Annotated in this window: 23 protein-coding genes and 1 pseudogene; 7 read left to right on the forward strand and 17 right to left on the reverse strand. The window is 64.0% G+C overall.

Annotated features, from left to right (window positions below; genetic code table 11):
• Window positions 1-51 precede the first annotated feature (51 nt).
• From ACQUSY_RS06485 to ACQUSY_RS06520, 8 genes are all read right to left on the reverse strand, one after another.
• On the reverse strand, window positions 52-666 hold the full coding sequence (locus ACQUSY_RS06485) for an alkylhydroperoxidase domain protein (RefSeq protein WP_428903692.1): 615 nt from the start codon (window positions 664-666) through the stop codon (window positions 52-54).
• Window positions 663-1,250 (reverse strand): CMD domain protein, encoded by a 588-nt coding sequence (locus tag ACQUSY_RS06490; protein ID WP_428903693.1) that lies wholly within the window; start codon window positions 1,248-1,250, stop codon window positions 663-665. The genes ACQUSY_RS06485 and ACQUSY_RS06490 overlap by 4 nt, the downstream gene beginning before the upstream one ends.
• Window positions 1,247-2,281, reverse strand: a complete 1,035-nt coding sequence (locus tag ACQUSY_RS06495; RefSeq protein ID WP_428903694.1) for a putative FMN-dependent luciferase-like monooxygenase — start codon at window positions 2,279-2,281, stop codon at window positions 1,247-1,249. Before ACQUSY_RS06495 ends, ACQUSY_RS06490 begins: the two co-directional genes overlap by 4 nt.
• Entirely contained in the window at window positions 2,278-3,909 is a 1,632-nt protein-coding gene (locus ACQUSY_RS06500) for a dipeptide ABC transporter ATP-binding protein (RefSeq protein ID WP_428903695.1), read from the reverse strand. Before ACQUSY_RS06500 ends, ACQUSY_RS06495 begins: the two co-directional genes overlap by 4 nt.
• On the reverse strand, window positions 3,906-4,814 hold the full coding sequence (locus tag ACQUSY_RS06505) for an ABC transporter permease (RefSeq protein ID WP_428903696.1): 909 nt from the start codon (window positions 4,812-4,814) through the stop codon (window positions 3,906-3,908). Before ACQUSY_RS06505 ends, ACQUSY_RS06500 begins: the two co-directional genes overlap by 4 nt.
• The gene (locus tag ACQUSY_RS06510) at window positions 4,811-5,782 is read right to left on the reverse strand and encodes an ABC transporter permease (RefSeq protein ID WP_428903697.1); all 972 of its coding nucleotides are present in this window, start codon (window positions 5,780-5,782) and stop codon (window positions 4,811-4,813) included. Before ACQUSY_RS06510 ends, ACQUSY_RS06505 begins: the two co-directional genes overlap by 4 nt.
• A complete protein-coding gene (locus ACQUSY_RS06515) occupies window positions 5,782-7,416 on the reverse strand; it encodes a TIGR04028 family ABC transporter substrate-binding protein (protein ID WP_428903698.1) in 1,635 nt (544 codons plus the stop codon). The genes ACQUSY_RS06510 and ACQUSY_RS06515 overlap by 1 nt, the downstream gene beginning before the upstream one ends.
• Window positions 7,417-7,563: 147 nt before the next feature.
• On the reverse strand, window positions 7,564-8,415 hold the full coding sequence (locus tag ACQUSY_RS06520; RefSeq protein ID WP_428903699.1) for a sulfurtransferase: 852 nt from the start codon (window positions 8,413-8,415) through the stop codon (window positions 7,564-7,566).
• Window positions 8,416-8,532: 117 nt separating this feature from the next.
• Here ACQUSY_RS06520 and ACQUSY_RS06525 point away from each other — a divergent pair, with 117 nt between their 5' ends.
• Window positions 8,533-9,114, forward strand: a complete 582-nt coding sequence (locus ACQUSY_RS06525; RefSeq protein WP_428903700.1) for a winged helix-turn-helix domain-containing protein — start codon at window positions 8,533-8,535, stop codon at window positions 9,112-9,114.
• A gap of 222 nt (window positions 9,115-9,336) precedes the next feature.
• Window positions 9,337-9,753, forward strand: a complete 417-nt coding sequence (locus tag ACQUSY_RS06530; RefSeq protein WP_428903701.1) for a hypothetical protein — start codon at window positions 9,337-9,339, stop codon at window positions 9,751-9,753.
• Here ACQUSY_RS06530 and ACQUSY_RS06535 read toward each other — a convergent pair.
• A complete protein-coding gene (locus ACQUSY_RS06535; protein ID WP_428903702.1) occupies window positions 9,737-10,153 on the reverse strand; it encodes a hypothetical protein in 417 nt (138 codons plus the stop codon). The genes ACQUSY_RS06530 and ACQUSY_RS06535 overlap by 17 nt on opposite strands.
• Before the next feature lie 112 nt (window positions 10,154-10,265).
• Between ACQUSY_RS06535 and ACQUSY_RS06540 the strand changes: the two genes are divergently transcribed.
• On the forward strand, window positions 10,266-10,433 hold the full coding sequence (locus ACQUSY_RS06540; RefSeq protein WP_428903703.1) for a hypothetical protein: 168 nt from the start codon (window positions 10,266-10,268) through the stop codon (window positions 10,431-10,433).
• On the opposite strand, the gene ACQUSY_RS06545 is transcribed toward ACQUSY_RS06540, so the two are convergent.
• The 5 genes from ACQUSY_RS06545 to ACQUSY_RS06565 all read right to left on the reverse strand — a co-directional run bounded on the left by ACQUSY_RS06545 (window position 10,420) and on the right by ACQUSY_RS06565 (window position 13,817).
• Window positions 10,420-11,337, reverse strand: coding sequence for an alpha/beta fold hydrolase (locus ACQUSY_RS06545; protein WP_428903704.1), 918 nt, complete (start codon window positions 11,335-11,337; stop codon window positions 10,420-10,422). The genes ACQUSY_RS06540 and ACQUSY_RS06545 overlap by 14 nt on opposite strands.
• Window positions 11,334-11,636 (reverse strand): HigA family addiction module antitoxin, encoded by a 303-nt coding sequence (locus tag ACQUSY_RS06550; RefSeq protein WP_044496365.1) that lies wholly within the window; start codon window positions 11,634-11,636, stop codon window positions 11,334-11,336. Before ACQUSY_RS06550 ends, ACQUSY_RS06545 begins: the two co-directional genes overlap by 4 nt.
• The gene (locus ACQUSY_RS06555; protein ID WP_428903705.1) at window positions 11,623-11,904 is read right to left on the reverse strand and encodes a type II toxin-antitoxin system RelE/ParE family toxin; all 282 of its coding nucleotides are present in this window, start codon (window positions 11,902-11,904) and stop codon (window positions 11,623-11,625) included. Before ACQUSY_RS06555 ends, ACQUSY_RS06550 begins: the two co-directional genes overlap by 14 nt.
• Before the next feature lie 33 nt (window positions 11,905-11,937).
• On the reverse strand, window positions 11,938-13,011 hold the full coding sequence (gene ychF, locus ACQUSY_RS06560; RefSeq protein WP_428903706.1) for a redox-regulated ATPase YchF: 1,074 nt from the start codon (window positions 13,009-13,011) through the stop codon (window positions 11,938-11,940).
• 62 nt (window positions 13,012-13,073) lie between these two features.
• Window positions 13,074-13,817, reverse strand: coding sequence for a class I SAM-dependent methyltransferase (locus ACQUSY_RS06565; RefSeq protein ID WP_428903707.1), 744 nt, complete (start codon window positions 13,815-13,817; stop codon window positions 13,074-13,076).
• A 262-nt stretch (window positions 13,818-14,079) separates the two neighbouring features.
• Here ACQUSY_RS06565 and ACQUSY_RS06570 point away from each other — a divergent pair, with 262 nt between their 5' ends.
• The 3 genes and pseudogenes from ACQUSY_RS06570 (at window position 14,080) to ACQUSY_RS06580 (ending at window position 17,014) form a co-directional block, all read left to right on the forward strand.
• On the forward strand, window positions 14,080-14,622 hold the full coding sequence (locus tag ACQUSY_RS06570) for an exonuclease domain-containing protein (RefSeq protein WP_428903708.1): 543 nt from the start codon (window positions 14,080-14,082) through the stop codon (window positions 14,620-14,622).
• Between the two features lie 60 nt (window positions 14,623-14,682).
• Window positions 14,683-16,005: a DNA recombination protein RmuC gene (locus ACQUSY_RS06575; protein ID WP_428903709.1), complete on the forward strand. Its 1,323-nt coding sequence runs from the start codon at window positions 14,683-14,685 to the stop codon at window positions 16,003-16,005.
• Between the two features lie 345 nt (window positions 16,006-16,350).
• Window positions 16,351-17,014: pseudogene (locus tag ACQUSY_RS06580) on the forward strand (M20/M25/M40 family metallo-hydrolase).
• Here ACQUSY_RS06580 and ACQUSY_RS06585 read toward each other — a convergent pair.
• Both ACQUSY_RS06585 and glpX read right to left on the reverse strand, forming a co-directional pair.
• Entirely contained in the window at window positions 17,001-17,198 is a 198-nt protein-coding gene (locus ACQUSY_RS06585) for a UDP-N-acetylmuramyl pentapeptide phosphotransferase (protein WP_428903710.1), read from the reverse strand. The pseudogene ACQUSY_RS06580 and the gene ACQUSY_RS06585 overlap by 14 nt on opposite strands.
• Before the next feature lie 189 nt (window positions 17,199-17,387).
• Window positions 17,388-18,380: a class II fructose-bisphosphatase gene (gene glpX / locus ACQUSY_RS06590; RefSeq protein ID WP_428903711.1), complete on the reverse strand. Its 993-nt coding sequence runs from the start codon at window positions 18,378-18,380 to the stop codon at window positions 17,388-17,390.
• A 189-nt stretch (window positions 18,381-18,569) separates the two neighbouring features.
• On the opposite strand from glpX, the gene fbaA reads away from it, so the two are divergent.
• Entirely contained in the window at window positions 18,570-19,598 is a 1,029-nt protein-coding gene (gene fbaA, locus ACQUSY_RS06595; protein ID WP_428903712.1) for a class II fructose-bisphosphate aldolase, read from the forward strand.
• Window positions 19,599-19,665: 67 nt separating this feature from the next.
• Here the strand turns inward: fbaA and ACQUSY_RS06600 are convergent, their stop codons facing one another.
• Window positions 19,666-20,220, reverse strand: a complete 555-nt coding sequence (locus ACQUSY_RS06600; protein ID WP_428903713.1) for a DUF6264 family protein — start codon at window positions 20,218-20,220, stop codon at window positions 19,666-19,668.
• Window positions 20,221-20,350: the final 130 nt, after the last annotated feature.

Genomic DNA, 20,350 nt, shown 5'->3' on the forward strand with positions numbered 1-20,350 from the left:
AGAAAGCGGGGCGGAACCACGTGGTTCCGCCCCGCTTGTTGGTGGCGTGCCCTACTCCCCAGCGGGTGCTGCCGGTCGACCGATCGACAACATCAGGCGGTTGGCCCAGTTGAAGAACGCGGTCGAATGCACGATGTCGACGATTTCATCCGTTGTGAAACCGGCGTCGCGCAAGGCTGTCACCTCCGCGGTGCCGAATCGCGTCGGCACTACGGTGAGTGCGGCCGCGGCTTCAACGAGTGCGTTGAGGCGCGGGCCGAGATCAGCCAGCAGACCGTCAGCGAGGAGCGCGTCGACGGGAGCGGTGTCTTTCAAAAAATGCGCTGCGAAGCGCGCGTGAACCGACGCGCAAAACACGCAACCGTTGACGCGCGAGGCAGCCGCTGCGGCAAGTTCGCGCTCGGCGCGGGGTAGGCCGTCTTTCGCGTTGTAGAAGATGTCTTTGTCAACGAGGGTGCGCGCCCGCAGAATCTCGGGGTCACGAGCAAGCAGCCGAAAGTAGTCGCTCTGATCGCGCGCCCGGTCAACGAGGCCCTGATAGTGACGCGGGGTCAGCTCATCGATGGCGACCGGCTCGAGCCACGGCAGCCAGCCCACCTCGCCGCGGGTGAAGGCATGCGGGTGCTCGGCTTCGTGATGCAGCACCTCGGCAATCGTGGCGGTCATGCGATCTCCTCCTGAACGGCCCGCAGGCCGGAAATGACGCGCTGCTGAAACGCGAGAAACGATACGAGTTGTGACAGCGTGACAATGCCATCAGGGCTCCAGCCAGCGGCCAGGAGCGCTGCGATGGCGGCGTCGTCTGCCTCGCGGGGACGCACCACCAGCAGGTGCGTGTGAGCGAGAGCGGCCGCCAGCCGCTCGCCGAACTGGGCAATGTCGACGTCGTTCGGCACGAGGCGGTGGCCGTCGGTGCTCTCGTCGACGAGCCCCGCTTCGCGGTACTGCCCGAACGGGCCTCCGGTCGTGTGTTCGGCGGCGTACGCGAGGATGTCGGAACCACGCTGCGCGTCGCGCGCGAGGGCACGCTCTGCGTAGAACTCGGCAACTGCATCGTCAGACGTCAACCGCGTTGCGAACGCGGCAATGTAGTCACGCTCGGTGAGCGAGAAGTGAGCCGACGAGACCGGTGAGAACAGCGCGTCAAAGCTCGCCTGCAGCTGCTCAATCGTGACCGGGCGGCGCTCACGCAGCGCGCGGAGTTCATCGGTCGCCCCGACGAGCTCATCAACAATATCGACGGTGGTCATGCGTTCTCCTGACGTGCGCCCGCGAGTACGGGTTCGGTGGTGGCCCAGCCCAGCTGCGGCGCAACTTCGGTGGCAAACAGTTCAATCGAGCGCAGAATGTGCTCGTGGGGTGCATCGACCGAGTGCACCTGGAAGGCGATCTCGGTCGCGTGCTGCAGCGTCGCGTCGGCCGCGAGCGATTCGGCGACCTCGTCGGGCGTGCCCAAGTGGGTGTCGGTACCGCGGATGTAGTCAACGAGCGTGTCTCCGATGATTCCTTGGCCCTGACGACGGAACCCGGCGACTGCGCGGGTGAGCCCGACCTCGGCGAAGCGCAACGCGTCTTCGCGACTGTCGGCGACGAAAATCGTGCGTGACGCTGTCACACGCGGCGTGGTTCCGGCGGGTAGCGCATCTTGGTACTGCTCGATGATCGGAACCTGAATCTCAGCTAGCGACGCGGTCCGGTTCTCGGCCGGGCGGGGCTGCGTGCGCGACAACAGGAGTCCGTCGCCGGCGGCACCGGCGCGGGCACCACCGAACGCAGAAAACGTGGCCTGCCAAATGCGCGCATCGAGGTGCGGCGCCGCCGGGTACAGGTGATTACTGCCCGGCAGTTCGTCGCCGCGGTAGGCACCACGCAAAACGGCGAGCTTCTCGTCGAAAACCACGGCCTTGTTGGCCGGGTCTTGCCCGAACGGCAAGAACGACGATGGGGTGCCGCCGCTGCCGATACCGAGGTCAATGCGACCGCCGGTGAGGAGGTCGGCGACGGCGGAGTCTTCCGCCACCTTGACGGCGTCTTCCAGCGGCAGCGTGATGATGCCGGTCGCGAGACGAATCGTCGCGGTGTGCGCACCGACGTGAGTGAGGAAGACGAACGGCGACGGGAGTCCGCCCTCCGCGGCACGGAAGTGGTGCTGTGCGACCCAAGCACGGCCGACGCCGAAGCGTTCGGCGTGCTGAATCTGTTCGGTCGCCAAACGGTAGCGTTCGGCCGGGGATGCGTCGTCGAGAAGTCGCGTGAAGAACGCGAGGGTGGGAGCGGTCATGCCAGTACCTCCGATCGGGAAGGAACAGCACCGAGCAGTTCCTTCGTGTAGTCATGTGTGGGTTGGGTGAAGATGGCCTCGGTCGTGCCGGACTCGACAACGCGACCGCGCTGCATGACCGACACCGTGTGGCTGAGTGAGCGCACGACGGCGAGGTCGTGCGAAATGAACAGGTAAGTCAGCCCGAGTTCGTGCTGGAGTCCGACGAGGAGCTCAAGAATGCGTGCCTGCACCGTGACGTCAAGCGCCGAAACGGCTTCATCAAGCACCACCACTTCGGGGTGTGCCGCGAGCGCTCGGGCGATCGCAATACGCTGGCGTTGCCCACCAGAAAGCTCGGCAGCCGTACGGGTCAGCACCGCTTGCGGCAGAGACACCCGGTCGATGAGCTCAGCGACGCGCTTCGTGCGCTCGGCACGGGTTCCGCGACCAAAGTTTTGCAGTGGTTCGGCCACGATCGCGCCGATCTTCTGGCGCGGGTCGAGCGACGAGAACGGGTTTTGGTACACCAGCTGGAGCGTGCGACGGTAGTTTCGCAAGTCACGCCCCGCAAGAGACGTGACATCACGATCGGCGACCGTCACGGTTCCGCTGTCGGGCGTCGCGAAGCCGGCGATGATGCGTGCGGTCGTCGTCTTGCCCGAGCCCGACTCCCCCACTAGCGCATGCGTGGTTCCGCGTCGCACCGTGAATGACACGTCATCAACGGCACGAAAGTCGCTCGCTCCGCGCGTTTGGTATGACTTCACGAGGCCGCTGACCTCGATCGCGTTGACCTTCTCGGCGGCGACCACCGATGCTTCACGCAAGTACAGGGGAACCGGAATGCGCCGAAACCCCTCTGCTGCGAGCGCAGGCGCGTCGGCGAGAAGTTGGCGGGTGTACGCGTCCTGCGGATTCTGAAGGATCTTGCGCGCGTCGCCCGACTCAACCACGCGCCCGCCGTTGAGAACGACGAGGTGGTCAGCGCGCGAGGCGGCGACCGCGAGGTCGTGCGTCACGAGCAGCACCGACGTGCCCTGTTCGGCGCGCAGTTCGTCGATGAGGTCGAGGATGCGGCGGGCGACCGTGGCGTCGAGCGCGCTCGTCGGCTCATCGGCGATGAGCAGGCGCGGGCGTAGGGCCACGGCGGTCGCGATCAGCACGCGCTGGCGCATGCCGCCGGAGAGCTGATGCGGATACTGGGCAGCGCGGCGCACCGGGTCATCGATGCCAACGCGTTCGAGGAGCTCGAGCACGTTCTTGCGAATCGTGGCCCGGTCACGCTCGCCGTGCAGGCGGAAGATCTCCCCCACCTGCACGCCGATCGTGCGCACCGGGTCAAGCGATGACACCGGGTCTTGCGGAATCAACCCGATGTGCGCACCACGCACGGTTGCCAACCGGCGCTGTGACCAGCCGGAGATTTCCTGCCTACCGAGCTCAATGGTTCCGCTGTCAATGCGGGCACCGTCTGGCAAGAGCCCGAGCACGGCCTGCGCCGTTGTGGTCTTACCGGAGCCGGACTCACCGACGAGGGCGATGGCTTCGCCCTCAGCAATGCTGAGCGAGACACCGTGGATAGCTTCACGACGGGCGCGGCCAGCGCGGTACGAAACGACGAGGTCAGAAATGTCGAGGAGAGTCATCGCGTCTTCCTTCCGAGCGCTGAGCTGAGACGGTTGGCACTCACGACGACCGCGACCACGATGAGGCCGGGCAGGGTCGTGAGCCACCACGCCGTGGAGACGTAGTTGCGGCCCTCGGCGATCAAGAGACCCCACTCGGGTGTGGGCGGCGGGGCGCCGTACCCGAGGAACCCAAGGGTCGAGATCGCGAGGATCGCGGTGCCGAACTGCAGCGCGGCAAGGGCGAACACTGACGTGAGGGAGTTCGGTAACACGTGCCGCACGAGCACCTGCACCGTGGTTCCGCCGCTGCCGAAGGCGGCTTCGATGTAGTCACTCGCCCGTACCTTCACGACTTCACTGCGCACGAGGCGTGCGAAGGCGGCGATCGAACCGATGCCGACGGCGATAGCCGCGTTCACGGTTCCGAATCCCAGCAGGATGATGATCGACAGCGACAGCAGCAGCGACGGAATCGATAGCAGCACGTCAACGATGCGCATCACGATGTCGTCGACGAGGCCGCCGATCGATCCGGCGACGACGCCGAGCGTCGTGCCGACCACGAGTCCGACCAACACCGCGATGAGGGCACCGGTGAGCGAGTGCACGGAACCATAAATCACGCGGGCGAGCAGGTCACGGCCGATCGAGTCGGTGCCGAACGGGTGCGCGAGGCTCGGGGCCTGCAGCTTTTCCGCCGGCACACCCGTGAGCGGGTCGTATCCGGTAAAGAGGGCCGGCACGAACGCCCACGCGATCGCCACGGCGAGCACCGTGATGGCGAGGGTGAGCCCGAGAGGCGGAACCGCGAAGCGGCGCTTCGGTGGCTCCTTGCGCGTCTCGACCGTTGGGGTTTTTTGTTCGGGGGCGGTCGGCTCAGTGAGGGTGGCCTCGACAGTTTCGGTCACGGTTTGCGTTGTCATGCGAGGGCCTCCTCTCGGGGTGCCGTTGTTACGCGCTTTTCGCTCGGCTTGCGCAGACGCGGGTCAAGCAGCGGGAACACGAGGTCGACGATGAGATTGACGATCACGAACGTGAGGGCCGCCAGCAGCACGATGCCCTGCAGCACCGGGATGTCTTGATTGGCGACCGCCTGTTCGGTGAGGCGTCCGATGCCGTTGCGACCGAAGACCGTCTCGGTGACGACCGCGCCACCGATGAGTTCGCCGAATAGGATGCCCGCGATCGTGATGGTCGGCAGCAGTGCGTTTCGCAGCACCGAGCGCGTGAGCACCCACCCTTCGCCCGCACCCTTCGCACGAATGACCGTGACGAAAGGCTGCAGTTTTACCTCGTCAATGCTGCGCAACAGGATCTGCGCGAGCGGTGCGGAGATCGGAACCGCGAGGGTAATCACCGGGAGGATCAGCACCTGAATGGGGTCGGCTCCGATGATCGGTACCCAGCCGAGTCCGAATGAGAAGGTTTGGATGAGGAGGATGCCGATCCAGAACACCGGCAAGGCAACCAGCAGCGCCGGCAGCGAGTGCAGTGCTGAACGCAGCCACGCGAACGGGGCCAGCGTCGCCAAGAAGGCGAGGCCGAACGCCAGGATGAGGGCGAGCACGAATCCGACTCCTGCGAGCGCAAGTGTCTCGGGAAGTGCTTCGGAGATGAGGCGCAGCACCGGGGTTCCGTATTGCGTGGAATATCCGAAGTCACCCGTGACGTATCCACCCAGCGTGTGGAGGAACTGCTCCCACGCAGGTGTGTCAGCACCGTACGCGACACGAATCGACTCGATCTGCTCGGGAGTGAGCCCCAGTTCGGGGTTCTCATATTTGATGAGAATCGCATCGCCCGGAAGCGCCTGCAGTAGGAAGAACGTGGCCGTGAAGGCGGCGATCAGCACGATCGCCGCCTGCCCGACCCGTCTTGCGACGTAACGCATTAGTGCTCACTCAGCCAGACGTCGTAGAAGCTCGGGCGGCCGACCGACTCGTAGCTGATGCCGTGCACGTAGGGTGCGGCACCGTACACCTGCGGCTCTTCGAACAGCGGGATCACGTAGGCCTGGGCGACGAGGTAGTCCTGCACCGCCGCGGCAGCTTCGGCACGCTTGGCGTTGTCGGGCTCCGAGGCGACAACCTCGAGGAGGCGGTCAAGCTCAGCGTCGTTCGACAACAGCGTGTTGCGGTTCTGCGAGTGGTACTGGCTCTTGATGACGTCGTAGTCGCTGCGTCCGACCATGGAGTGGTAGAGCGGCGTCTTCAGCGGATCCTTGATGTCTTGCGCGTAGGTTCCGGCGTCTCCGGACAGCACGTTAAGTTCGACGCCGACCTTCCCCAGCTGCTGCGACACGAGTTCGAGCGTCTGCTTGGACTGCGGCTGGGGCTTGGCCTCATACACGTCGAGGGAGAGCTTGACGCCGTCCTTCTCACGGATGCCGTCGGCGCCGAGTTTCCAGCCAGCCTCGTCGAGAAGCTTCTCGGTGCGTTCCGGGTCGTAGGCGTAGTCAGCTGCGTGGTCGATGTACCCGAGGGCCGTCTTGCTGAGCGCCGAGGTGGCGACCGGATAGTTCGGTGTAAAGATTGTGTCGACGACCTCCTGTGCGTTGACCCCGGCGACGAGCGCCTGGCGAACCTTGAGGTCACTCAGCAGCGGGTTCGTGAAGCGCAGGCTGAGCGAGTTGTTCACGCCACGCGTTTGCGGCGCGTAGAGCGTGAAGCCGCTCGACTCGACGCGAGCCTCATCGAAGGCCTGCACGTAACGGATGTAGTCAGCCTGGCCGGCGAGCAGCGAACCGATGCGCACCGAGTCTTCCGGCGTGATCAGCAGCTTGACCTCATCGAGGTACGCACGCCCGTCGTGCTCGAGGCTTTCGGGCGCCCAGTCGTAATCTTCGCGCGCGGTCAGGGTGATCTCGGTGCCGAGCTTTTCTTCGGAGATCACGAAAGGGCCAGCGCCGATGATGTCGGTACCGTTGCCCGCGCCGAGCTCTTCAAGGGTGCGGTCGAGCGTCTCCGGGGAGAGCAACCCAGAGTTGTTCGTTGACGTTGCCTGCAAGAAGCCCGGCGCGGGTGCGGTGAAGCGGAAGATTACGGTGTCGGCGTCAACAACCTCGCTCGACGCGTAGTTGTTGATGGCCTCCGACACGGTGAGGCCCTTCTCCGCGTCTCCGAGTCCGTAGACGTCGAAGTTCTTCGCAACGGCTGCAGCGTCGAGCACCGTGCCGTCAGAGAAGGTCACATCGGTGCGCAGGTTGAACGTGTATTCGGTGGCGTCAGCGTTCACTTCCCAGTCGGTGGCGACCCACGGCTCAATTTCGAGCGTCTCGGGGTTCTGCCACGTCAGTCGCGCGGCGATGTTGTTAATGAGCGCGCCATTCGGGTAGAAGCCCGACTGCGGCGGGTACAGGTTCGTGTACGGCTGGAATTCGAGGTAGGTAAGCGTGCCGCCGGCGACCGGGTCACCCGCCTCTGCCGCCGCCCCTCCTGGGGCTGGCACCGAGGCGCACGACATGAGAGACAACGCTGTCGCGAACATAGCGGTACCGGCGATCGCGCGGATGGCGGTGCGGGGCATGAGGGTCCTCCTGTCGTGGATCCGTGACTATCACGGTGTCCCCCCACGTTAGGAGCGGTCTGCGCCGTCAGAAACGTAAAAAGTCACGCGGTTTCACGTTGTGACACGGCACGCAACGTGTCGTCATGCCGCGTCACAAACGCCGAGCTATACCCGCGTGCGAGTACCGTTTGCGGATTCGCCCTCGACCGCCCAACGGCCACGCGCGTACGACCACTGACTCCAACCGCCGGGAAACAGCGCAATGTCGAGTCCGATCAGTGAGCCCGCAAAGATCGTGTGCGTGGCCGCGATTCCCGAGCCGCAATAGGCGATCGTCGGCGTCTGCGGCCCAATGCCCTGGGCTGCAAAGAGTCGTGAGATCACCTCGGGAGAGCGGAACCTGCCGGCATCTAAGTGGGTTGTCGTCGGTAGGTTGACGGCACCGGGGATGTGCCCGCTGATACGCTCCAGTGCAACGGGAGCACCTCGATACCGCTCCGGCTGACGCACGTCGAGCAGAATGGTTCCGTTTGCCGGCGGATCCACCCGATCAATACCGACAATCGGTGCCGACAGTGGCGTGAGCTCGACGTTGCCCTGCCGGGGCTGCACGTCACCGGTGTCGAGTGCAAAGCCGGCGGCAAGCCAGGCGCGCAGCCCGCCGTCGAGGATGCGCACGTCGGCGATGCCCGAGTTCGCGAGGAGCCACCACGCGCGAGCCGCCGCGACCGATTGCAGGTCGTCGTAGATCACGACGATGTCGTCTTTTTGGAGCCCCCAGCGGCGAGCGGCTTTTTGTAGCCGCCGATGCGTGGGCAGCGGGTGCCGGCCCCACTGCGGGTCGGGACGCTCGGTGAGTTCAGCTTCGAGGTCCACGTAAATCGCGCCGGGAATGTGGCCGTCGAGGTAGGCCGGGCGCCCCTCGGGTGCATCGAGTCGCCAGCGCACGTCGAGCAGACAAACGCCGGCGCCCGTTTGCCGCAGGGCCACGAGTTCTTCCGGTGTTATCAGGGTCATTCCAAAATCGTCGCGCCCCTACGCGCGCGAAGGGCTTTGTGACGACACGCGCCGCAATACGGCGTCATATCGGTGTTCGAGTGCCATTTAGAAAATGTGAAAGAACTCTTGCGCATTGTGAGATGTGAAACTACTCTTTCGGATATTGAGATCAAGGATCCGGCCGCGTTTCGAGCCTTGGCGCACCCGTTGCGTCTCGGATTGTTCGAACGTTTGGCAATCTTGGGCACCGCAACGGCGTCGCAACTGGCCGAGTATTTCGACGAGAGCCCCGCGAACTGCTCCTTCCACTTGCGTCAGCTTGCGAAGTTTGGCTACATCGAGCGCGATGAGAGCAGCGATGGTCGCGCGCGCCCGTGGCGGGTGCTCGACATCACCCAGCACTGGGATCCCGCGAACCCCGACCCCAGTTTGCGGGCCCCGAGTGAGGCTTTTGAAGATGCCCTGCACACGTGGGATGAAATGCGTCTGCGTCAGGCACGTCTCTCCCCCGCTCCCGAGGGTTTTGCGGGAACGATGGTGTCAAACCGTTCGACCTTATGGCTGACGCCCGGCGAGGCGCGTGAATTGAGTGCACAGATCAATGCGCTGATGCAGCCGTATATCGACCGGTGGGAGACGAATGAGCGGCCCGAGGGTGGTCGCCCGATGCGTCTGATTGCCGAAATGTACGCTGTCGCGGATCGAACGGAACCATGAGTCGGCTGCTGCAGATCCGCGCGTTCCGCAGGTTGCTGGCTGGGTGGACCGTCGGCAACTTTGCCGACAGCGTGCTGTTTCTCACGCTCGCCGTGTGAGTGAAGGATCTCACCGGGTCGTCTTCTGCGGCCGAAATGGTGTTTCTTGCGTTGGCGCTGCCGGTATTTCTCGCGCCCGCGATTGGCCTGCTGACTGATCGCGGGCCGGCTGACGGCAGCGCGGTTGTTGCGTCGCGCCTCCCCTGCCGCAGCTCAGGGCTTCGGGCTCGGCATCATCGGTCTATCGTCGCTGCTGATGGCGGTGGATTACCTCGGTATCGTGCTGATGCCGTTTGCGCTCGTCGGCGTCTTCTTCGCGGGTGTGGGTATTCCGTGGATGGTCGTTGCGACGACGACGACTCGTCAGCGCGCGACTCCCGCGCGTCTGCAGGGTCGTGTTGGCGCCGCGATGAACGTCGCATTGACGGTTCCGCAACTCGCGTCGCTTGCGACGGGCGCTGGCCTCGCGCTGATTCTCGACTACCGTCTGCTGATCGTTGGCGCGGGGCTCGTGATGCTGGCGTGTGCTGCTTCGCTGTTCTTCTCGCGGCTTCCGGAACCTGTGGATGCGGATCAGACGGCGGTTACGGAAGAGGCATAGCGTCTTCTGCCGCCGGGTGGGCTTCGTCATATTCTCGGCGGAGATAGCGAGGAGCCTGCACACGCCAGGCTTCGATGACGAGTTCTCGCAAGTGCTCGGCATCGATCCCTGCCATGCGAAACGCAATCTTTGGTTCCGACCATTTCGTCGTTTGCGGCAGGAACGTGTGTGCATCCATGTGGCGTAGCGCCCGCGCTTCGATGGCGTCAGCGATTTTGACGCCCAGCACCAGCTCGTTGCCGATGATTTCTCGTACCTCATCGGGGATGCTTGGCCACGGATGGCACTCCCACACGTACGGCTTGGATCGCACAAACCACGTCACGCCTCCGGCGGATGTGCGCTCTTCGCTGCCGGGGAGTTCTGCGGCGATGCGTCGCACATCGTCGAGGGTTGCCATGCCGATGACGCTACAACGTGCCACCGACACTCAGTGTGCGCACCGAAAAGCGTGTGCGAATCGTGACCCGTATTCGCGCAATCTCGCACAATCAGCGGCTCACGCAAACGGTGTGATCCCGACCGACGAACCGGTTCCGCTGTTTGGCGTTCCGCTACCGGAAGCCCTCGACTGGGCGATGTCCTTCGGCGAGTATGGCGTTACCGGTGTTGTCATCGACTACCCCTATCTCGGAGCCTGGTCACCACTTCGCAACCTCCAACACCTCAAGCCCGCGTAGCTGGTTCCGCCTCACTCGCCACAAATGCCGTAGCCTCACCGCCGATAATCGGCGCCGACATGATTGCCCGCAGCGACGCAAACGACCCGGTCTTGCGGGTGCCGGTGATCCGATCGCGAGATAACCAGCGGCGAAGCACGTCGATCCACTCGTCGAAGGCGTCGAGGTGCGCATCATGGCTGCCGCCAGAGAGATCGACTCTGACCGTCTCGGGCCTGCGCCGGATCAGCTCGCCCTTGTCGGCATCGCTGAACATCCCGTGCTTGGTGAAAATCGCGAGCGTTGGAACCTGCAGAGCTTCCCACTCGTCCCAGCGCGGTTCATGCACAGCCTCGATCGTGCGTTGCATGACCGCGGCGTCGAAACGCGGGACGAGCCCATCATCCGTCGACTGGAGATCCGCTACCCAGGCATCAACGATCGCGTCATCACCGAGGAACTCGCGGGCAGCGGCCTCGTCCCGGAACGGAACCGGCCAGGACGCGAAGTACGCGCCGAGACCAGCAGCCTCGCGCGGATCGTCACTCCCCGACACATGACCTTCGAGCATCACGAGCCCGTCGACCAGGTCTGGGCGCGCTGCTGCTGCGAGAAAAGCAGTGTGGGCTCCCATCGACTGCCCGACGAGCGTCGCTCGACTCCCTGGGGCGAGCTCCTCGATCGCCGCCACGACGTCGCCGACGAAGGCGTCGCGGGATACATCATCGGGAAGCCGCGTGCTCGCACCGTGCCCTCGCTGGTCCACGAGCAGGACCCGATGGTCCTGCAACGCTCGCGCCGTGCGCAGCAACTCCCGCGAGCTCCCGGCAAGCCCGTGCAGCAGCACGACGACAGGGCCGTCGCCGCCGAGGTCGGTGACCGCGATGCAGACGCCTCCGGGGCGTTGCACGACGCAGCTGGTCACGCGACCTGTAGCGGCGCGATCGCCGCGATCTGCTCACCTGCTGCGTCCTCGGCGCGGTCGAGCTCATAGTGGCTCTGCAGGTTGATCCAGAACTCGGCCGACGTGCCGAAGTACCTCGCGAGCCGCAGCGCCGTGTCTGCGGTGATCCCCCGCTTGCCGTGCACGATCTCGTTGATCCGCCGGGGCGGGACGCCGATCGACACGGCGAGCTTGTTCTGTGTGATGCCGAAGCCCTCGATGAAGTCCTCCATGAGGACCTCACCTGGGTGGATCGGCTCGATCCTGTCAGTGGTAGTCAACGATCTCCACCTCCTCCGGTCTGGCGTCCGTCCACACGAAGCAGATCCGCCACTGGTCGTTAATTCTGATGCTGTGTTGTCCGGCGCGGTCGTCCTTCAGCGCTTCGAGCCGGTTGCCCGGCGGGACCCGAAGATCCTCGATGGGCTCCGCCGATCCCACCTGACGAAGCTTGCGCAGTGCGACCCGATGGATCCGATGATCGATCGAGCGCACGCGCTCACGACGCCACAGCCGTTCGGCGTACTTGTTGCCGAACGATCTGATCACGAGACCAGGATATAACGACCAGCGTCAATAACGCTAGACGTTAAACCGGAACTCCACCACGTCGCCGTCGCGCATGACGTAGTCCTTGCCCTCGAGGCGAGCCTTGCCCTTGGCGCGAGCTTCAGCAACCGAACCAGTCGCAATGAGGTCTTCGAACGAGATGACCTCGGCCTTAATGAAGCCCTTTTCAAAGTCGGTGTGAATGACACCGGCAGCCTGCGGAGCCTTCGCGCCCTGCGGGATCGTCCACGCACGCGCTTCCTTCGGCCCCGCGGTCAAGTAGGTCTGCAGACCCAGCGTCGCAAAGCCAATGCGAGCGAGCTGGTCGAGACCCGACTCGGTCTGACCGGTAGCTTCGAGCAGTTCCTGCGCATCTTCCGGGTCGAGATCAATGAGCTCAGACTCGATCTTCGCGTCAAGGAAGACAGCCTGAGCGGGAGCCACGAGCTCAGCAAGCTCGGCCTTTTTCGAGTCGTCGGTCAGAATCGCTTCGTCGACGTTGAAAACGTAGATGTAGGGTTTAGCGGTCAGCAGACCCAGCTCGCGGATCGGCGTGACGTCGATGCCACTGCCCGACAGCAAAATGCCGCGCTCCAGCGCATCCTTCGCAGCGTTCGCTGCCGCAAGGACCTCAGGGTCAGCCTTCTTCTGCTTGACCTCTTTTTCGTAGCGAACGATCGCCTTTTCGAGCGTCTGGAGGTCAGCGAGCATGAGCTCAGCGTTGATGGTCTCCATGTCGTTGCGGGGGTTAACTTCGCCGTCGACGTGCACGACGTCGCCGTCGGTGAAGCCACGTACAACCTGGGCGATGGCGTCGGCTTCGCGAATGTTCGCAAGGAACTGGTTGCCCAGGCCCTCGCCCTCGCTCGCACCGCGCACGATGCCGGCGATGTCAACGAACGATACCGTCGCGGGCAACAAACGCTCGGAGTTGAAGACGTCGGCGAGCTTCTGAAGACGCGGGTCGGGAAGGTTCACGACACCAACGTTCGGCTCGATCGTCGCGAACGGGTAGTTCGCCGCGAGCACGTTGTTGCGCGTCAGCGCGTTGAAAAGAGTCGACTTGCCGACGTTGGGCAGGCCAACGATTCCGATAGTAAGAGCCACGGGCAACAAGTCTACGCGGCTTCGCGCGCGATTCTTGCGCTGAGCAGGGCGGCGAGCGGAACCTAGGGGCGCGTTGCGCGGAACGCTTTCGTCACGTAGGGCATCGCGATGGTCTGCTCCCCCACAACGCCGAGGCCATCGAGAAGCACGCCGACCTCAGAAATCATGCGCTCTTGGTCAGCCTCCGGCGCGGTGATGAAGTAACTACGCGAACGCACCATCGACTCGATGTCGCTACGCGTCATTACGCGCTCCCACTCGAACACGTGCTCTTCGAACTCGCCAAATGGCTCGTGTACCGGAATGTGGCCGTCGGCGATCATCTCTTCGGCGCTGGACGCATGCAGAATGCGGGTCAACTTGTGCACCCACTCGACGCGCTCGTCGCGGACGTTCCAGATCAGGCCGAGCACACCGCCCGGGCGCAATACTCGCCCGATTTCACGAGAACCCGCAACCGGCTCCACCCAGTGCCAAGCCTGACCCATCACAACCGCGTCTACGCTCGCGTCTTCCAGCGGCAGCTGCTCCGCGGTTCCGACTCTCGTGCCAACGCCCGGCGTTCGCTCGGCCAGCGTCTCGAGCATCGCCGCATCGGGGTCAACAGCCACTGCATCCACGTCACGAACCCGCAGAATCGAGCGCAACAGCTTGCCGGTTCCGGCGCCCACGTCAGCCACTCGCGCGCGGCGTTCGAGCGGCTCAAGCAAGAACGCCACAGACTCCGCCGGATACTCGGGGCGCCCCACGTCATACGCCGCCGACGCGGCTCCGAACGAGGTCGACATTTCTTCGCGACTGGCCATGATGTGAACCTAGCACCGGGCGCCGACAGCCACCCGCGCTCGGCGTCCGCGATAAACTGGATTGCGGCGCGCCTGCACATGCGTTGCGCGCCGCAGGAGAAGAGTCAGCACATGTCATTGGATTTCACCGCGATCGATTTCGAGACGGCGAACTCCAGCAACGCTTCGGCGTGCTCCGTCGGCCTCGTGCGCGTGCGCGCGGGAAAGATCGTTGAGCAGACGGGCTGGCTCATTCAGCCGCCCGCTCCGTACGAGGAGTTTCATGCGCGCAACGTTGNTCGTGCGCGTGCGCGCGGGAAAGATCGTTGAGCAGACGGGCTGGCTCATTCAGCCGCCCGCTCCGTACGAGGAGTTTCATGCGCGCAACGTTGAGATTCACGGCATTCACGCCGAAGATGTCACGACCGCGATCGGGTGGAGTGACCAGCTCGAGTTTCTCGAGGATTTCGCTGGCGATGACGTCATGGTTGCGCACAATGCGGGCTTCGATATGGCCGTGATTCGGCGCGCGTGCGAGGCCACCGGCGACGTTTGCCCGCCGTATGAGTACGTCTGCAGCCTGCAGGTCGCGCGGCAGGTCTACGACCTCGAGTCGTACCGCCTCCCCTTTGCCGCGGCGGCTGCCGGCTTCACTGATTTCTCGCACCACGAGGCGACGGCCGACGCACTCGCGTCAGCACACATCATGATCGATGCCGCTCGCCGCGTTGACGCCACTGACATTCGTGAACTGGCCGCCAAGACGCGTGTGCGCGTCGGGCAGATTCAGGTTGCGACGCTCGCGGATTCGCTCGTTCTCTCCTGATTTTTCGGGCTTTTCGCTTTACTTGCGAGCAATGTCGGAGGCCCCGGGCAGACTGAACACATGGATCCCTTGATCGCTGTTCCTCTCGTCGTTCTGGCACTCGCCGGTGGCCTCGCTCTGGGCTGGTTTGCGCGTGGGCGCGTCACCGCTGACGACACCGTGTTGCTGTCTCGCCTGTCGGCAAGCGAGGCCAACGTCACGGCGCTGCGCGAGCAGCTGATGCAGCAACAGGCCTCTTATCGGGAGTACACCGAACGCGCCCGTGACGAGCAAGAGGCGCACCGCGAACGCGAGCGCCAAGAAGCCCGGGTGCTTACGGCGCTCAGCCCGGTCGCCGAGACTCTGCACAATATGCAGCGCGCGATGGCGTCGATGGAGAGAGACCGCCAAGAGCAGTTCGGCCAACTCGGCGAGCAGCTACGCCAAGCACAGATCAACGACGAGTCGCTACGAAACGCGACGAATACGTTGGCGAGTGCGTTGCGGTCGACGACGACCCGCGGAACCTGGGGTGAGACCCAGCTGCGCCGCGTTGTTGAGGCGGCTGGGTTGACGCACCATGTCGACTTCGACGTTCAGACCAGCATCACGACTGAGTCTGGTGCGACGGGCCGCCCCGACATGATCGTGCGCCTGCCAGGGAGCAAGGCAATCGCGTTGGATGCGAAGGCCCCACTCGACGCGTATCTGCAAGCTTCGGCGCACGAGTCAGAGGCTGAGCGCGCCGCTGCTCTCGCCCAGCACGCCCGAGCCGTGAAGTCGCACGTTGATGCACTGGCGAAGCGTCAATACTGGACCGGCTTGGAGTCGAGCCCCGAGTTTGTCATTTGCTTCTTGCCGAACGAGGCGATGCTGTCAGCGGCATTGGATGCTGACCCGGCGCTGCTGGACTACGCCTTCCGCCAGCGGGTGGCACTCGCCTCCCCCGTCAGCCTGTGGGCCGTACTGAAGTCGGTGGCTTACACGTGGACGCAAGATGATGTGTCCGCCGAAGCACACCAACTGTTCGCGCTCGGCAACCAGCTCTACGACCGCCTCGGTGCGCTCGCCGGTCACGCCGATGACCTCCGCCGAGCGATCGAACGCACCGTCGGCGCCTACAACAAGTTCGCCGGCTCGCTCGAGTCGCGGGTTCTCGTCACCGCACGAAAGTTCCCCGGCATCGACGCGACGAAGCTCGCAAGTATGCGGGAGCAGGAAGAGATCTCCGCGACCCCGCGTCCGCTCGTCGCCGCCGAGTTTGTGAGTGCTGAGGCCGACACGGTGGCTGACGCGGTTACCGAGGCCGAACTTGTGTCCGAGGTCACCGAGCTCACACCCGAGAACGACACGCTCTGGCAGGCTGACCTCGCCGACGACATCCGGCGCCGCGCCAAAGACTAACAACACGACGGCCAGTCTCAACTAATGAGATCGTTCCGCCACCGGCGCCGTTGACCTGCTAGTTATGGACGCACAGACCTTAGCCTCGATACGCAATGGAGCGTCATGTCATCTTCTGCCGAGATCGCCACCGCAGCCCAGGACCTTCTCCCCGAACTCGTCGCGATCAGGCGCGAGCTACACCAGATTCGCGAAGTTGGCCTCGACCTCCCCCAGACGCAGGCCGTCGTGCTCCGCGAACTCGAAGGCCTGCCGCTCGAAATCTCCGTCGGCACCGACACCACGTCGGTGACAGCCGTGCTTCGCGGCGCACACCCCGGGCCCGTTGTCCTGCTGCGCGGAGACATGGACGGCCTGCCCGTCACCGAAGTCAACGATCTCCCCTACCGCTCGACGAACGGAAACATGCACGCATGCAGACACGAGCTGCACACGACCGGCCTCATCGGTGCCGCACGCCTCCTCAGCGAACGTCGTGACCAGCTCCATGGTTCCGTCATCTTCATGTTCCAGCCGGGCGAAGAAGGCTACAACGGCGCCAGTGTCATGTTGCGCGGGGGAATCCTCGACGCGGCCCGCGAGAAGCCCATCGCCGCGTACGCGCTGCACGTTGGCCCGGGCCCACTCGGCCAGGTCGAGTCGAAGCCGGGCACCATTCTGGCCGGTTCGAGCGAACTCGAAATCACGGTGCGCGGCAGCGGCGGCCACAGATCACAGCCGCACACGGCTCTCGACCCGGTACGGCTACGGCTGCACCGCAGATATCAGCTTAACGACGCAGTACATTCCGACGGTGAACGCTGATGCCGAGCATGCGTTCGCCGTCGACCAGATTCACCAGATGTACGGCGAAGACAGCGTCACCATTAAGCCGCACGGCATCATGGGCTCGGAAGACTTCTCGTTCGTGCTCGCCGAGATTCCGGGCGCGTTCATGATGGTGAAGTGTCTCGCGGCGGAGCAACACAACGGCCGATCCCTCGGGGAGGAGAAAGTTACCCGGGGATGAAACTGAGGAGCGAAACAACAGAGATCGTCACAAAGACGAAGGCGGCGACGGGCCACCAGGAGCTCATCTCTTCACCGGCCGGGCGACGCTTGCGGAACACAACGTCCTTGCGGCGTGCTGGGTCGGTAGCGTCTGCAATGACGGCGTGCGCGGCGGTGGCCGGACGATTCGCTTCGATTGCCATTTTCGACCTCGTTAGGTACACGACGCACGCCATTCGCGCGACTCGTGAATCCATCATCCCACTCAGAACCTGAGCGTCACCGTCAAGACACGTCACGAAGCGGCCACGTTTTGGCAACGCAGAAGGGCCGAGTCAGTAACGACTCGGCCCTTCTCAGCGGGCATGCGATGCCCGAAGATCAAGCGAAACTCAGCCGAACCACTTCGATACGAGGTGTTCAGACGAGACGCGACGCAGGGTTCCGGAGGCGCTCCGCAGCACGACCGATTCGGTGTAGATGTAGTCACCCTCGCGACGCACACCGGCCACAAGCTGGCCGTCGGTGACACCGGTGGCGACGAAGATCGTGTTGTCGCTCGCGACGAGTTCGTCGGCGCCGTAGACGTAGTCGTTGAACTTGAGTCCGGCGTCAAGACCGCGCTGCTTCTCGTCGTCGGTCTGCGGCCAGAGGCGACCCTGAATGTGTCCGCCGAGCGCCTTAATGGCGCACGCAGTGACGATGCCCTCCGGGCTCCCGCCAATACCGACACACATGTCGGTGCGTGCGTTGTGTCGTGCCGCGTTGATGCCACCGGCAACGTCGCCGTCGGTCATCAGTCGCGTTCCGGCACCAGCCTCGCGAATCTCCTGGATGAGCTTTTCGTGACGGGGACGGTGCAGCACCGAAACCACCATCTCCTCAACCGGCTTGCCGAGCGCCTTCGCCAGCAGGCGGATGTTCTCGCCAATCGGCAGGCGAATGTCGACAACGCCGACACCAGCAGGGCCGGTGACGAGCTTGTCCATGTAGAAGACGCTGGAGGCGTCGAGCATCGTGCCACGGTCAGCAACCGCGATCACCGAGAGTGCGTTGTTGCGGCCCAGCGCCGTGAGCGTCGTGCCATCGATCGGGTCAACCGCGACGTCACACTGCATGCCCTGACCGGAACCAACATGCTCACCGTTGAAGAGCATGGGCGCGTTGTCTTTCTCGCCCTCGCCGATCACGATGCGGCCATCGAAGTTCACGGTGCGCAGGAAGGCGCGCATCGCGTCAACGGCAGCGCCGTCAGCGGCTTCCTTGGCTCCACGGCCAATAAAGGGAGCCGCGCGAATCGATGCGGCTTCAGTCGCACGCACCAATTCCATTGCCAGGTTTCGGTCGGGACGAAGGGGGGACATATCTGCCGTCAGGCTCACCATGCCCCCAGAATAACGACGCCCGAGTCAGGAATCGTGGCAGTTTCGCAATTTCCAGCCGAAGGAATTGCGATTCTTTCACCAGCAGCAAAGTTGGTTCCGCTTATCAACTCTTGTCACAGAGAAAGCGCGTATCCCTGCGCTTCGGTAGAGTAAGCGAGACACCTCTTCACCTTTCTGAAGGAGACTCCCATGCCTTTGGCAACCCCGGATCAGTATGCAGACATGCTCACGCGCGCGAAGACGGGAGGTTTTGCCTACCCCGCGATCAACGTGGCGAGCTCGCAGTCGATCAACGCGGTGCTGCAGGGTCTGACCGAGGCCGGTTCTGACGGCATCCTTCAGGTCACCACCGGTGGTGCTGACTACTTCGCTGGCCACACTGTCAAGGCACGCGCCACCGGCGCCATCGCCATGGCTCGCTACGTCGCCGAGGTTGCGAAGAGCTACCCCATCAACGTCGCTGTGCACACCGACCACTGCCCGAAGGACGCCCTCGACTCCTTCCTGCTGCCGATTCTTGAGGCCAGCGAAGAGCAGGTTAAGGCCGGCGGCCAGCCGATCTTCCAGTCGCACATGTGGGATGGCTCGGCAGTGCCGCTCGCCGAGAACATTGAAATCGCACGCGAACTCCTCCCCCGCATGAAGGCCATCAACTCGATCCTCGAGGTCGAGATCGGTGTCGTCGGTGGCGAAGAAGACGGCGTTCAGCACGAAGGCTCGAACGACGCGCTCTACACCACGACGGGTGACGTCGCTCAGGCCGTTGAGGCTCTCGGTCTCGGCGAAAACGGCCGCTGGATCGCAGCCCTCACGTTCGGTAATGTCCACGGCGTCTACAAGCCGGGCAACGTGAAGCTCCGCCCCGAACTCCTCGGCGAAATCCAGGAGGGCATCGCCGCACAGTTCGGCACCGGCCCGAAGCCGCTCGACCTCGTCTTCCACGGCGGCTCGGGCTCGACAGACGAAGAAATCGCTCTCGCTGTCGCCAACGGTGTCGTCAAGATGAACATCGACACCGACACGCAGTACGCGTTCACCCGCTCGGTTGCTGGCTACATGTTCAGCAACTACGACGGCGTGCTCAAGGTTGACGGCGAAGTCGGCAACAAGAAGCAGTACGACCCGCGCGCCTGGGGCAAGGTTGCCGAGTCGGCGATGGCCGCTCGCGTTGTCGAAGCCACGAAGCAGCTCGGCTCGTTCGGCAAGTCGCAGGGCTAAGCCGCACCAATAGCAAGAAATGACCCCCGGTTCCAGAGCGGAACCGGGGGTCATTTGCGTCAAGCAGTTACGAAGCGTTGCTGGTCACGTACTCGACGAAGGCCGGGTCGGACATGAGCGGAACCGAGACACACGCCATCAGCACGACGAACGTCACGATCGCACCACCGATGGGAATGAACCACGCCAACTTATTGGCCTTCATTCGGCCACGCGCGATCACGACAGTCGCGATGTAGCCCGCCACCAAGACAAGAGCCGAGATCAGCCCCCACGTCTTGCCCGCCGCAAAGTTCGAGAATGATCCGTCGACGCCCATCATGACGTACGACCGGTCAACCATCGTCGCGAAGTCGAGGAACGAAAAGAACGACGTCGCGACATTCAACGCACCAAGCACGAGCAGCACGATTGTGACGATGCGATCGGGCTGGCGGGCAGCGCGGGCCGGGTCAACAGGTGCCGCCGCCTCATATGACAGCGCAGGGCGCATTGGAGCCACCGGCGGATTCAACGGCGTCGGCGCGGGCTCAGCGAGCGGCTCACGAATGTGAGCACGCTGCTCGCTCTCCGACGCATACTCGCCGTATTGCGGGCGAGGGCGCGCATCAGGGTCAGACATGCCCCCATGCTACGGCGTACGCATATGCGCCCGCTGAATAATGCAGAGCGCGGGAACCCGCGGCCCGACTCGAAGTCGCGAAACCCGTAAAAAGCACCGAAACCCGTAGAAAATTTGCGAAATCGTACGG

The sequence above is a fragment of the Microbacterium daqui genome, assembly GCF_050408675.1.
Lineage (GTDB): Bacteria > Actinomycetota > Actinomycetes > Actinomycetales > Microbacteriaceae > Microbacterium.